Genomic DNA, 13,181 nt, shown 5'->3' with positions numbered 1-13,181 from the left:
TATGAAAAAAATAAAAGAAATTATTGTAGTTGAAGGAAAATCGGATACGAATCGTTTAAAGGATTGTTTAGGTGACGTTGATACGATTGAAACGACCGGTTCAGCCTTGAGTGACGAGACCATCAAGCAGATTAAAATTGCTCAAGAAAAACGTGGCGTTATCATTTTTACCGATCCAGATTTTAACGGCAATCGTTTACGGACAATTATTCAAAAAGCTGTTCCCGATGCTAAACAAGCTTTTTTACCTCGAGCTAAAGCCGTTCCCAAGAAGAGCGACGGTAGTTTAGGGATTGAACATGCTAAAGATGAAGATATCAAACAAGCTCTAGCAGCAGTTTATACTCATGCGGAGACTGATTTTCAAGCATATGATCACGCTGATATGGTCAATTTAGGTTTAGTTGGCAAACCAGATTCTCACCAAAGAAGATTGTTCGTTAGTTCAGAATTAAAAATTGGCTATACGAATGCTAAACAATTTTTGAATCGACTAAATATGTTTCAAGTGGCACCTGACATTTTGGTAGCCGCGGTTAAAAATTTTGATGAAGGAAGTACTCATGACACAAAATAGATTAAGTATTGCTGATCCTATTCGCACGAATGACATCATGCGCAAATACAAATTACGTGCAAAGAAAAGTTTAGGACAAAATTTCTTAACCAATGAAAAAGTTTTGGACGACATTGTTGATGCTAGTGGTTTAAAATCGGATGAAATTGCTATTGAAATTGGACCTGGTATCGGTGCCTTGACTGAAAAGTTAGCTCAAGTAGCAGAAAAAGTTTTTGCTTTTGAAATCGATGATAATTTGATTCCAGTTCTAGCTGATACTTTGCAGTATTACGACAATATCGAAGTTATCAACCAAGATATTTTGAAGGTCGACTTAGATGAATTCGTTAAAGAACATGGCCTGGAAGGTAAGACTATCAAAGTCGTTGCCAACTTGCCATACTACATCACGACACCGATCATGTTGAATTTGATCAACAGCGATTATCCATTCCAATCTTTAGTTTTGATGATGCAAAAAGAAGTTGCTCAACGTATCACTGCTAAACCGGGACATCGTGAATACGGTTCTCTAACAATTGCCGTTCAAACACAGATGAATGCGCGAATCGATCGAATCGTTGGTAGCAGTTCTTTCATTCCCAGACCAAAAGTTGATTCTGCGGTAGCGGTTTTGGATCGTCTACCTAAGGAACAAGTTGATATTGAAGATCCAAAATTCTTCAATCAAGTTGTTCGTTCTGCTTTCATGCAAAAGAGAAAGAGTTTGATGAATAACTTACTCAATTTGTTAGGTCGAACTGATGAAAACCGTGCGAAAATAAAAAATGTTTTTGAAAATTGTGATATTGCTGAAAATGCCCGTGCAGAGCAAGTTTCCATTGAACAATTCAAAAAAATGGCTTTAGAATTTGCTAAAAATTAGATTACAAAATTATTATTTTCTTGCGATTTTCACAGAAACGTGGTAAAATTTCACTCCTAAGGAGTGATTATTATAATGCCAACATCATTGAAGACAATTAAGAGTCGATTAGATTCACACTTAGGTGAGAATTTGACAATTGTTGCACAAGCAGGTCGTAAGAAGGTTGTCCGCCGTCGCGGTACCCTATCAGAAACATTCCATTCAGTTTTTGTTGTAGATTTGGATCAAAATGAAAATTCATTTGAAAGAGTTTCATATAGTTATGCTGATTTATTGACAAAATCAATTGATATTAAGTTTGATGGTGAAGAATCAGAAGATTCAGAACCTGAAGCTGAAGTTGAATAAAATAATAAGCGTTCATTAGAATAGAGGTTTGAACAAAATCGTTCAGACCTCTTTTTTTGTGTGGAGGCTGAAGGCAAAGTTTGGGGAATGACATGTTTTACTTCGAAAAAAACATGAATTGTTCATTGTTTTGCTTTATAATCCTTGTAGGAAGATATGTTTTAGGAGAAAAAAAGATGAAAACACGAAGAAGCGAACGTTTAATTGATATGACTCGCTATTTGCTGGAACGACCACATACATTGATTTCACTAGCGTTTTTTGCTGATCGTTACGAATCAGCTAAGTCATCAATTTCTGAAGATTTAGGTATTTTACGAAGAACTTTTATGATTAGAGGAATTGGTGTTTTGGAAACTTTGCCCGGAGCTGGTGGCGGAGTTATCTTTACACCGGGAATTTCTAAGAAAGAAGCTACAGAATTTATTGAGGATACTTCCAAGCGTTTGGTTGAACCTAATCGAATTTTGCCGGGGGGATATTTGTATCTAACCGACTTATTGGCAGATCCAGAATTATTAAGAACTGTCGGTCGCATGATTGCTACTCAATATTCACAGAGTTCAATCGACGTCGTTATGACAGTGGCAACTAAGGGTATACCAATTGCTCAAAGTGTAGCCAATTTCTTAAATATTCCATTTGTCATCGTTCGTCGCGATTCTAAGATTACTGAGGGTTCAACTATTAGTGTTAACTATGCATCCGGTTCATCTGATCGTGTAGAAAAGATGGAATTATCTAAGCGTAGTTTGGACGAAGGTTCCAGAGTCTTAGTCGTTGATGACTTTATGAAAGGCGGCGGTACCATCAATGGATTGCAAAGTTTGATTTCTGAATTTAATGCTATTTTTGTTGGTGCAACTGTTTTTGCCGAAAATATTAATATCCACAGTCAATTTAGTGATGATGATATTACATCAATCTTTAAAGTAACTAAAATCGATACGAAAAACCGAATTCTCAACGTAGAACCGGGAAATTATTTAACTAATACCGATTTCAGTTATTTTGAATAAATTCTAGATTGAGCAGTTATATATAATAATGCTATTATATATAAGGATATTTGAATGACTGAAGGGAGTTTCTGATGTCGAATCGTTATGTAATAATTCTTGCTGCCGGAAAAGGTACAAGAATGAAGTCAAGATTGTACAAAGTATTGCATCCTGTTGCTGGTAGAGCCATGGTAGACCATGTTTTAACGCAAGTTGAAAAAATCAAGCCAGACCAAATTGAAACTGTAATTGGTAATGGTGCTGATAAGGTTGAAGCCTTACTTGGTGACAGAACTAAATATGCTTTGCAATCTGAACAACTAGGTACAGGTCATGCTGTATTGCAAACAGAAAAAGATTTAGGTGACAAAGATGGTATTACTTTGGTAGTTACTGGTGATACTCCTTTGTTCACTGCTCAAACTTTTGAGAATCTTTTGGACTTTCACGAAAAGGAACAAGCTAGTGCAACTATTTTAACAGCTCATGCTGACGATCCATTCGGTTATGGTCGAATCGTTCGTGATAGCAATGGTAACGTTGAAAAAATCGTTGAACAAAAAGATGCTTCAAGAAGTGAACAAGAGATTCAAGAAATCAACACAGGTGTTTTGTGCTTCGATAATAAATTGCTATTTGAGAACTTGCACAAAGTCAATAATGACAACGCCCAAGGTGAATACTACTTGCCAGATGTTATTTCATTGTTGAAACAACAAGGTAAGAAAGTTTCAGCTTATCAAATGGCTGATCTTAGTGAATCACTAGGTGTTAATGATCGTGTGGCTTTATCAAAAGCTGAAAAAATCATGCAAAGAAGAATCAATGAAGCACACATGCGTGATGGTGTAACAATCGTTGATCCTGATAATACTTACATTGATGTTGACGTTGAAATTGGCAATGATACTGTCATTGAACCAAACGTTAAGATTTTTGGTAAAACAACTATCGGTTCAGAATGTGTTATCGGTTCTGGTTCAAGAATTTCAGACTCTGAGATTCAAGATAACGTTGAAGTTATCAGTTCCACAATTGAAAAGGCCATTATGCACAAGGGTAGCAACATTGGTCCTAACTCACATCTACGTCCTAAGGCTGAAATTGGTCGCGACGTTCACGTAGGGAACTTTTGTGAAATTAAAAATGCTAAAATTGGCGACAGAACTAAAGTTGGTCACTTAACTTATGTTGGTGATGCTACTTTGGGTACTGACATCAATGTTGGTTGTGGTGTTGTCTTCGTCAATTACGATGGCGTTAAGAAATTCCACAGTACTATCGGTGATCACTCATTTATCGGTAGCAATTCTAATATCGTTGCTCCAGTTGAGATGGCTGATCATTCATTCATCGCTGCCGGTTCAACAATAACAAATGATATTCCTAAGCATGCGATGGCTATTGCACGTCAAAGACAAACAAACAAAGAAGATTTTTGGAACAGATTACCACTATCAAAAAGTGAAGAATGGAAATAAGGGTGAATAATTAAATGTCATGTCAAAATAACGAAGTACCAATGAAGATTTTTGCATTGAACTCCAACAAACCTTTGGCTGAAAAGATTGCTAAAGAAGTCGGTGTACCACTAGGAAAGTCATCAGTTACACGTTTCAGCGATGGCGAAATCCAAATCAATATTGACGAAAGTATTCGTGGTTCTGAAGTATTCTTGATTCAATCAACTTCAGCTCCAGTTAACGATAATTTGATGGAATTATTGATCATGGTTGATGCACTAAGACGTGCTTCTGCTAGTGTGATCAATGTTGTTATTCCATATTACGGTTATGCTAGACAAGATCGTAAATCACGTTCACGTGAACCTATCACAGCTAAGTTAGTTGCTAACATGTTAGAACGTGCTGGTGTTGACCGTGTTCTTGCACTTGACTTGCATGCTGCACAAATTCAAGGATTCTTTGATATTCCAGTTGACCACTTGATGGGTGCTCCATTGTTGGCCGACTACTTCTTGTCAAACCATCTTGAAGAAGATGCCGTAGTTGTTTCACCTGACCACGGTGGTGTTACTCGTGCCAGAAAATTAGCTGAATTCTTGAAGACACCAATTGCTATTATCGATAAACGTAGACCTCGTGCTAACGTTGCCGAAGTTATGAACATTATTGGTAATGTTAAAGGCAAACGTGCCATCATTATTGATGATATGATCGATACTGCTGGTACAATTTCTCTTGCATCTCAAGCTCTAATCGACGCTGGTGCTACAGAAGTTTACGCATGTTGTACACACCCAATTCTTTCAGGCCCAGCTATTGAAAGAATTGAAGCTTCACCAATCAAGACTTTGGTTGTTACAGATTCAATCAACCTTCCTAAGGAAAAAGTTATCGACAAGATGGTACAAGTTTCAGTTGGACCACTTATCGGAGAAGCTATCAAGCGTGTTCATGACAATGACCCAGTTAGTCCATTGTTCAACACTCGTTTTGAAAGAAAAAGTAAATAATTGTTAAAATTAAAAAGACTTCGTTGGAATTGATTTCCAATGAAGTCTTTTTTTGTGACGACAAAATTAATATCGTCTATTGTGATCATTTCTTTGTTGATATCTCAATAAATCTCGGATTTGTTGTAAGTATTCAGTTTGTGGATCAGGTATTTCATCACCATTTTGGTCAAACTTACTACGAGATCCATCACGACGCATACGGTTCATCATCTTAACGATTAAGAACACGACGAACATGATGATTAGGAAATTGATTATAGCATTGATCAAGTCACCGATTAAAAAAGTTGCACCTAAGACTTGAAACTTCATGTCAGATAAATCAATTTGACCAATGATGAGTCCAATTAGCGGATTCAAAAGGTAGGTAGTGATCGCTGATACTAAACTATTAAAAGCAGCACCAACGATAACACCGACAGCTAAGTCAACAACAGTACCACGGGAAATGAATTCTTGAAATTCCTTAAGCATTCTCGCTAAATCTCCTTCATTGCATTTTTTGTACAAGTTTCACTTTACTATATTTTTGTGAAAATAAAAGGAATAGCGAAATATTTATTGAATATTTAATCAGAATGAAATTTGTTTTTGTTGGTGTGGTATTATTCCGTCTTCCACACAAGTCCTGTGATTGGCTGGAACGCTGCCGGCACTATTTTGAGCTTTTGCATGGCCCCAAAGACGCAAAATCTCAAAACTAGGCCTTTTTGTAAGTGCTAAAGCACTAACAAAAAATTTGGCGGCTGAGCCATCACAGAACTTGTGCTCCAGACTGGATCCTAGTTTTATTATTTATCTCGTTTAATTCAAAAAAATGAAATCATATATAGTGAATATAGAACTCTTCTGCATTTTTAAATAACCAAACTATGACAAGAGCCAATAAATTGCCAAGTGAAATTTCACATTTGAGCCAATTTTCTTTGCTATTCCGGACTAGATGGAGGGTTCTATTTTTTAATTACTTGATAATTGAAAGTAATTAAATTTAGTGTTCTTTCTTGTAATCCAAGTATTGCTTTTTGACTTGTTTCAAATCACTTAAATCTAGCTTTTGGTTCACTTCGTCAGTCATTTGCTGTTTAGTATCTTCATCCCAATCGTAAAACTTACTTATGTAATCGATAACGGGAGTTTTGATACTCTTCATGTGAGCAATATTGAATAGCATTTGACTGCTGCGACGAAGCAAATAATCAATTGGATGTTCAACCATTTCATTTTGTAAGCCGTAGTTTAACATTGCCCAGTCGATTCTTGGCAAACGAGCTTTAGTTTTGGTTTCAGGCAATAGTTCATAAACTGCACGTACGTTTGAACCAAAACGTTGAACTAATTTCTCGGCATCGTTACGGTCTAAATCGTAATTGACGATGCCTTCGTGGACTTCTTTATCGAAAAATTCCATCCAGTATTTGCCACCGCCAACGTCGCCACCGGATAAAGTTAAATCTTTTGTTTGAGTGGGTAAAAACTCGTATTCACTTTCGAGATCTAATTGTTTAGCAACTCGGTCGACAATTTTTTCTGCCATTTTACGATAACCGGTTAATTTACCGCCGGCAATTGAAAGCAATCCTGAGTCGGCTTGGAAGATTTCATCCTTACGAGAAATTTCAGAAGGAGATTTGCCTTCTTCTTGAATCAAAGGTCTAACTCCAGACCAGCCACTTTCGACATCTTCTGGCGTGAGGTATTCTGGAAGGTCAAACATTTGATTAGCCGCTGCTAAGATGTAAGTTACATCAGTCGCAGTGATATTAGGTTCTTTAGGATCTTCTGTCCAAGTGGTGTCAGTCGTTCCGATGTAAGTTTTGCCTTCACGAGGAATAGCAAACATCATTCGACCATCGTGAAAAGGTGTATCAAAGTAAATTGAATTAGAAATTGGGAATTTATCATGATCAATGACTAGGTGAACTCCCTTAGTTAAATGCAAATGTTTGCCTGTGTTGGAGTGATCCATATCTCTAATTTCGTCAACCCAAGGGCCGGTAGCGTTGATAACTTTTTTGGCGTGAATTTCGCCGGTTTTTTCAGTGATTAAATCTTTAAAAATAACACCGCAGATTTTGTCGTCAGCGTCATACAAAAGACCAGTAACTTTAACATAGTTGGCAATCAAAGCACCTAAGTCATTGGCTTTTTTGAGGACTTCTAAAGTTAAACGAGCATCGTCAGTCCGATATTCAACGTAAACGCCAGAACCTTTTAATCCTTCGCCTTTGATGTATGGTTCGCGTTCCAAAGTGTCGTGTGGATTCAACATGTACTTACGTTCGGAATATTTCACTTCAGCTAGACGGTCATAAACGTCCAAACCAATGGCAGTAGTGAAAGGTCCAAAAGTTCCATCTTCATAGAAAGGTAACATCATTTTCAAAGGTGTTGTGACGTGTGGAGCATTGTTGTAGACGATAGCACGTTCACTGCCGACTTCGTGTACTTCTTTAATAGCAGCTTGTTTTAAATAACGTAAGCCACCATGGACCAACTTGGTTGAACGACTAGAAGTCCCTGAAGCAAAGTCGCGCATTTCTAATAAACCAGTTTTGAGGTTACGAGATTGAGCATCAAGGGCAATCCCACTACCAGTAATACCTCCACCGATAATCAGTAAATCTAAGACTTGATCTTGCATATTTTGTAAATTAGATGATCTAGTTTTATCTGAAAATTCTGACATGATATTCCTCCTCGTTTTAAGAAAGACTACTTAGTTTAAGTACATTTTAGTAAAATTCTAGACAAGTTGAAAGCGATTTACAAGACGATTTTGTCATTGTGAATGTGTTTTTGAAATTCGAGGTAGTAATTGTTGAATAAATCATCAGTTTGTTCTAAAAGCATTGATTTAGGGAAGTAGAAACGTTGATCTCCTAGAATCTTGCCGGTTAAAGCGTTGACTAGTCGACTGACAGTTGAAAGTTCGATCAAAGAACCATCGTCTTGCATGATTTCAATTTGTGTACGACTCTTGTTGGAATTAGGGTTGTAAACATCATAAGGCAAATCGAAGCTGGAATTAGTAGCGGTATAGTACTTTTTGTCAAATCCGGCATTTTCAACGATTTGAGCCAATTCAGGTAAGAAATGCTTGGTCTTATTGTCGTATTCTGAAGATTTGAATGGCTTACGAGATAAGAAACGATAAGCTAAATCTTTGAGAATTTCGTCTGGGTAACTTTGCCAAAGCGTGAAATAAGTATTGAGAATACCATCGTCTAGCAGTAAGTAATCATCGATAGTTACTTTATCCTCGAAGAATGGAACTAATAAGCTAGGCATTTCAAAGTCACGCATATGATTGTGTTCGTATAAGTCCTTAGCTCGTTGCAATAATTTCGTTAAAACGACCTCCATACCACGAGAAACTGGGTGGAAGTAAATTTGTTGATACATTTGGAAACGGCAGAGAACGTAGTCTTCAACGGCATGCATTCCATCGTTGTCAAAGGCGATTCCACCTTTATAAGGACGCATAACGCGTAAGATTCTAGTTAAATCAAACATTCCATATTTGGTGCCGGTAAAATAAGCATCACGCAACAAGTAATCCATTCGATCAGCATCAATTTGACTAGAAATCATTTGAACGACTTGGGGATTAGGATAAGTATGGGCGATGACGCTAGCTACTTTTTCAGGGAAGTCTTCGCTGACTTGTCTGAGCACGTGGTTAATTTCGGTTTCTTTGGAAGTGATGATCTTTTGAGTCCACATTTCATGGTCAGTATTGAAGATGTGTTCAAAGGTATGCGAATAAGCACCATGACCGACATCATGCAATAAGGCAGCACATAGAGCAACTAAACGTTCGTTGTCATTCCACAATCCATCGCCAGGTGTTTTTGATGGGTAGTTTCTTTGAAAGTTGTCACAGATTTGACGAGTAATTTCGTAGACACCCATACAGTGAGTAAAGCGGGAATGCTCGGCGCCTTGGAAGGTAAATGAAGCAGTACCTAATTGTTTGATTCGACGCAAACGTTGAAATTCCTTTGTATTGATCAGATCTAAAATGACTTGATGTTGAACATGAATGTAGTTGTGAATAGGGTCTCGAAAAACTTTTTCTCGAGGTAGCATTTTGATATTGTCTGCCATTATTTTTCCTCCAAAATAATTTTATTTCGTTTGATCAAACTAGTTAGAGTTTGGTTAAAAGCGTTTTGATATGGTTGCGAATTTTGAACGATGAAGAATTCTTTTTGCAAAACTTGATAATCAGGTGTCAAAGCAGCGAGAATCCTCTGTTTAGCCTCAGTTACGGACAACTTAATCTGCAATAAACTATCAAGATTTTCCATCGCATGAATGTCGATATTGGGATAATCGAATTGTTGGTTCTTAGGGAAATCGCCAATCTCATAAAAATCTTTCATCAACTGGCTGCGATTTTTTTGATTGCCGTTGATACTAATGTAGGCCATTACCGCCACAGCATTGCCAACACGGCGTTGTGAAATCCCAGCAAATTTTTGATGGTCGATACTGAGATCAAACGTTCCCGGACAATAAGAGCGAGTAATTTCACCAGTTTGAATCTTGTCACTAAAAGCTTTTTTTAGTAAGGTATACATTTTGTTATAAGCATCATCAATTAAAAGGTTATCTTTGTCCGGTAAAAAGAGCGTACAATTTAAAATGCCATCGTCAGAAACTACGCCTAAACCACCAGAGTTGCGTAAGTAAAATAAATAATCTTTGGATGACAAAAAGTCGAGTCCACTTTGAAAATTGTTGAGACGCTTGTCTTGCATCCCTAAGATAACAGTCGGTGGAGTAGTCCAAAAATGGATAACTGGTTGACTAGTTTCCGAAACAAATTTTAAAATAGCACCGGTATCAGAAAACGGTACAAGTAAATCTTTAGTTGAACTAATTTGTTGATCGTATAATATAATAGTATTGTTCACTTAATCACTTCTTTTAATTAATTAATATAATTTTATCATGTAGAGGCGGGAGTTATTGGAAAATAATAGTTTTGACATAAATGTCGAATTAAATATAGAAACTTTGCAATCGGGAGAATTGACCCACACAAAAATTTCTGAACCAGGTAAATTTATCCAGATTGGCGATTCAGTTTATTTGCGGTTCAACGAAAGTTTAGATAACAATGACAAAGCGTCCATCTTAGTTAAAGTGACTGAGAGTGGCGAGATCCACGTTAAACGTGTCGCTAAGTCTACTAATTTAGCATCATTGTTGTATTTTACGCATCAAAAGCACAATACTGGTCATTTGGAAACAGAATATGGCGTCTTGCCATTAGCAACTTATACTAAGGATTCTCAAGTTGAAATTGTTAATAATCCACTTTCTGGTAAAATAAACATTGATTATGACTTGATTTACGATGATAATGTGATAGGTAATTATAAGTTTAGATTGATTTTTAATGCTTAGGTCTATATCATTATAAGTAAGACGCTGCGAAAGGACGTGTACACGTTTGAAGTTTGATAAATTCAAGGATCAAAATAAAGACGAGCTCTCATTGATTGAGGTTGCCTATGAGATTCTCAACAACAATAATAAAGAAGTAATGAATTTCTCAGATATCGTTAACGAAATGCAAGACTATTTAGGTAAGTCTGACGATGATATCAAGAGAGCACTTCCACAATTCTATACAGATTTGAATAATGATGGAAGTTTTCTTTCACTCGGCGAAAATGTTTGGGGTCTACGTAAGTGGTATCCATATGATTCAGTCGACGAAGAAGTAAATCACCCTGAGGATAATGGTACTGAAAATACTCATAAAGCTGCTCAAAAGGTTAATGCCTTCTTGAGTGAAGATGATGACGACGATGATGTTGTCGATTATGATGATGACAGTGACCTAAATGTATCTGATATGGATGACGACGATGACAGTGATGGCTCATCAAGCAATGGCCCAGACTTGTCTAAGTTCACTAATTCAGATTTGACATCAGTTGATGACGACGATGACGATGAACATGATGATTCATTAGAAGACGGTATCGAAGGACAATTATCAGAGTTTGATGCTGATGACGACGACGAAGATATCGACTTGTCTGACCAAGATGATGACGATGATGAAGATGACGACGAAGAATAGTTAAAAAATAATAGTTAAATTTTCGAATTAAAAGTTTGACGACTCGAACATATCACGGTATTATATAGTTCGGGCTCTATTAGATAGACAAATTCAAGTTCCCTGTTCATGTTGAATAGGGGACTTTTTTATTTTTGCGAGTAAGAAATCCCTAGAATTAGTATGTGGAGGAAGTTATGACTAAATACATTTTTATTACAGGTGGAGTTGTTTCATCATTAGGTAAGGGAATTGTTGCCGCATCCCTTGGTAGATTATTAAAGAATCGCGGCCTTAAGGTAACAATGCAAAAGTTCGATCCTTATATTAACGTGGACCCTGGTACTATGAGTCCATACCAACACGGTGAAGTTTTCGTTACTAACGATGGTACAGAAACTGACCTTGACCTTGGACATTACGAAAGATTTATCGACAACGATTTGAACAAGTATTCAAACGTTACTACTGGTAAGATTTATTCCGAAGTAATTCGTCGCGAACGTCGTGGTGATTACAACGGTGCAACTGTGCAAGTTATTCCACATATTACAGATATGATCAAACAAAAGATTATGCGTGCTGCTTCAACTACTGACTCAGACGTTATCATTACTGAAGTTGGTGGTACTGTTGGTGATATCGAATCACAACCATACTTAGAAGCTTTACGTCAAATGAAAGCTGAAGTTGGTTCAGAAAATGTTGTTTACATTCATACATCACTAGTTCCTTACTTGAAGGCTGCTGGCGAAATGAAGACAAAGCCAACACAACACAGTGTTAAAGAATTGCGTGGAATTGGTATTCAACCTAACATCTTGGTAGTTAGAACAGAATTGCCAATGCCACAAAACATGAAAGATAAGATTGCTTCATTCTGTGACGTTGACTCAGAAGCCGTAATCGAATCACGTGATGCAAGCTCACTTTACGATGTTCCTTTGAACCTACAAGCTCAAAACTTCGATGATATCGTATGTCGTTACTTGCACTTAGAAACAAAACCAGCCGATATGGAACAATGGAACAAGTTGGTTAACCGTGTCCACAACTTGAAACATAAGACAAAGATCACAATGGTTGGTAAGTATACAAAATTACAAGATGCATATATTTCTGTTACAGAAGCACTCCGTTCAGCCGGATATGCTTACAATTCAGAAATCGAAATCGAAAAAATTTCAGCTGATTTGATCAATGATGATAATGTTGCTGACTATTTGAAGGATTCAGATGGTATCCTAGTACCTGGTGGTTTTGGTAGCCGTGGACTAGAAGGTATGATTGCTGCTATTAAGTATGCTCGTGAAAACGACGTACCATATCTTGGACTATGTCTAGGTATGCAAATGGCAAGTATCGAATTTGCTAGAGACGTTGCTGGTATCAAGGATGCAACAACTGGTGAAGTAGACGAAAATGCTGCTAATAAGATTATTGACATTATGGCAGATAAAAAAGATGTAGAAGATCGTGGTGGTACTTTACGTTTGGGTGCATATCCATGTAAACTAAAACCTGGTACTAAAACAGCTGCTGCTTATGGTAATCAATCAGTTATCCAAGAAAGACATCGTCACAGATACGAATTCAACAACGAATACCGTAAACAATTTGAAGATCTTGGCCTAGTATTCTCAGGTGTTTCACCAGACAACCACTTGGTTGAAGTAATTGAAATCCCTGAAAACAAGTTCTTCGTTGCTGCTCAATACCATCCAGAATTCTTGTCAAGACCAACTAAACCAGAAGGACTATTCAAAGCCTTCATCGGTGCAGCTTCTGGCCTTGAAGAAGACGAAATTTAGTCTTCCTTAGTA

13 protein-coding genes are annotated in these 13,181 nt (G+C 37.1%); 9 read left to right on the top strand and 4 right to left on the bottom strand.

Features of this window, described 5'->3' with window-relative positions; translation table 11 throughout:
- Window position 1 precedes the first annotated feature (1 nt).
- The 6 genes from rnmV to LF20184_RS10685 all read left to right on the top strand — a co-directional run bounded on the left by rnmV (window position 2) and on the right by LF20184_RS10685 (window position 5,273).
- The gene (gene rnmV / locus LF20184_RS10710; RefSeq protein ID WP_010018459.1) at window positions 2-577 is read left to right on the top strand and encodes a ribonuclease M5; all 576 of its coding nucleotides are present in this window, start codon (window positions 2-4) and stop codon (window positions 575-577) included.
- Window positions 564-1,445, top strand: a complete 882-nt coding sequence (gene rsmA / locus LF20184_RS10705; RefSeq protein ID WP_010018460.1) for a 16S rRNA (adenine(1518)-N(6)/adenine(1519)-N(6))-dimethyltransferase RsmA — start codon at window positions 564-566, stop codon at window positions 1,443-1,445. The genes rnmV and rsmA overlap by 14 nt, the downstream gene beginning before the upstream one ends.
- A 75-nt stretch (window positions 1,446-1,520) precedes the next feature.
- Complete coding sequence (locus LF20184_RS10700) at window positions 1,521-1,796, top strand: Veg family protein (protein WP_010018461.1); 276 nt, start codon at window positions 1,521-1,523, stop codon at window positions 1,794-1,796.
- A 176-nt stretch (window positions 1,797-1,972) separates the two neighbouring features.
- Window positions 1,973-2,815, top strand: a complete 843-nt coding sequence (gene purR / locus LF20184_RS10695) for a pur operon repressor (protein ID WP_010018463.1) — start codon at window positions 1,973-1,975, stop codon at window positions 2,813-2,815.
- 74 nt (window positions 2,816-2,889) lie between these two features.
- Entirely contained in the window at window positions 2,890-4,278 is a 1,389-nt protein-coding gene (gene glmU, locus LF20184_RS10690) for a bifunctional UDP-N-acetylglucosamine diphosphorylase/glucosamine-1-phosphate N-acetyltransferase GlmU (RefSeq protein WP_010018464.1), read from the top strand.
- Between the two features lie 14 nt (window positions 4,279-4,292).
- Entirely contained in the window at window positions 4,293-5,273 is a 981-nt protein-coding gene (locus LF20184_RS10685) for a ribose-phosphate diphosphokinase (protein WP_010018465.1), read from the top strand.
- 66 nt (window positions 5,274-5,339) lie between these two features.
- Here the strand turns inward: LF20184_RS10685 and mscL are convergent, their stop codons facing one another.
- From mscL to LF20184_RS10665, 4 genes are all read right to left on the bottom strand, one after another.
- On the bottom strand, window positions 5,340-5,750 hold the full coding sequence (gene mscL / locus LF20184_RS10680; RefSeq protein ID WP_010018466.1) for a large conductance mechanosensitive channel protein MscL: 411 nt from the start codon (window positions 5,748-5,750) through the stop codon (window positions 5,340-5,342).
- Between the two features lie 517 nt (window positions 5,751-6,267).
- On the bottom strand, window positions 6,268-7,965 hold the full coding sequence (locus tag LF20184_RS10675) for a glycerol-3-phosphate dehydrogenase/oxidase (RefSeq protein ID WP_010018467.1): 1,698 nt from the start codon (window positions 7,963-7,965) through the stop codon (window positions 6,268-6,270).
- Between the two features lie 77 nt (window positions 7,966-8,042).
- Entirely contained in the window at window positions 8,043-9,386 is a 1,344-nt protein-coding gene (locus tag LF20184_RS10670) for an HD domain-containing protein (protein ID WP_010018468.1), read from the bottom strand.
- The gene (locus LF20184_RS10665) at window positions 9,386-10,198 is read right to left on the bottom strand and encodes a lipoate--protein ligase family protein (RefSeq protein WP_056945145.1); all 813 of its coding nucleotides are present in this window, start codon (window positions 10,196-10,198) and stop codon (window positions 9,386-9,388) included. Before LF20184_RS10665 ends, LF20184_RS10670 begins: the two co-directional genes overlap by 1 nt.
- 55 nt (window positions 10,199-10,253) lie before the next feature.
- Here LF20184_RS10665 and LF20184_RS10660 point away from each other — a divergent pair, with 55 nt between their 5' ends.
- The 3 genes from LF20184_RS10660 to LF20184_RS10650 all read left to right on the top strand — a co-directional run bounded on the left by LF20184_RS10660 (window position 10,254) and on the right by LF20184_RS10650 (window position 13,169).
- Window positions 10,254-10,694, top strand: a complete 441-nt coding sequence (locus LF20184_RS10660) for a YwiB family protein (protein WP_010018472.1) — start codon at window positions 10,254-10,256, stop codon at window positions 10,692-10,694.
- Between the two features lie 46 nt (window positions 10,695-10,740).
- Complete coding sequence (gene rpoE, locus LF20184_RS10655) at window positions 10,741-11,379, top strand: DNA-directed RNA polymerase subunit delta (RefSeq protein WP_010018473.1); 639 nt, start codon at window positions 10,741-10,743, stop codon at window positions 11,377-11,379.
- Between the two features lie 176 nt (window positions 11,380-11,555).
- On the top strand, window positions 11,556-13,169 hold the full coding sequence (locus tag LF20184_RS10650; protein ID WP_010018474.1) for a CTP synthase: 1,614 nt from the start codon (window positions 11,556-11,558) through the stop codon (window positions 13,167-13,169).
- Window positions 13,170-13,181: the final 12 nt, after the last annotated feature.

Source organism: Companilactobacillus farciminis KCTC 3681 = DSM 20184, from assembly GCF_002706745.1.
Taxonomy (GTDB): Bacteria; Bacillota; Bacilli; order Lactobacillales; family Lactobacillaceae; genus Companilactobacillus; species Companilactobacillus farciminis.
Note: the sequence above shows the minus strand (reverse complement) of the source record. Positions and strands in the feature narration are given on the sequence as shown.

What these genes read in the sequence shown, in the direction of transcription:
- rnmV (WP_010018459.1), top strand. Translation starts at nt 2, where the DNA reads ATGAAAAAAATAAAAGAAATTATTGTAGTTGAAGGAAAATCGGATACG.
- rsmA (WP_010018460.1), top strand. Translation starts at nt 564, where the DNA reads ATGACACAAAATAGATTAAGTATTGCTGATCCTATTCGCACGAATGAC.
- LF20184_RS10700 (WP_010018461.1), top strand. Translation starts at nt 1,521, where the DNA reads ATGCCAACATCATTGAAGACAATTAAGAGTCGATTAGATTCACACTTA.
- purR (WP_010018463.1), top strand. Translation starts at nt 1,973, where the DNA reads ATGAAAACACGAAGAAGCGAACGTTTAATTGATATGACTCGCTATTTG.
- glmU (WP_010018464.1), top strand. Translation starts at nt 2,890, where the DNA reads ATGTCGAATCGTTATGTAATAATTCTTGCTGCCGGAAAAGGTACAAGA.
- LF20184_RS10685 (WP_010018465.1), top strand. Translation starts at nt 4,293, where the DNA reads ATGTCATGTCAAAATAACGAAGTACCAATGAAGATTTTTGCATTGAAC.
- mscL (WP_010018466.1), bottom strand. Translation starts at nt 5,750, where the DNA reads ATGCTTAAGGAATTTCAAGAATTCATTTCCCGTGGTACTGTTGTTGAC.
- LF20184_RS10675 (WP_010018467.1), bottom strand. Translation starts at nt 7,965, where the DNA reads ATGTCAGAATTTTCAGATAAAACTAGATCATCTAATTTACAAAATATG.
- LF20184_RS10670 (WP_010018468.1), bottom strand. Translation starts at nt 9,386, where the DNA reads ATGGCAGACAATATCAAAATGCTACCTCGAGAAAAAGTTTTTCGAGAC.
- LF20184_RS10650 (WP_010018474.1), top strand. Translation starts at nt 11,556, where the DNA reads ATGACTAAATACATTTTTATTACAGGTGGAGTTGTTTCATCATTAGGT.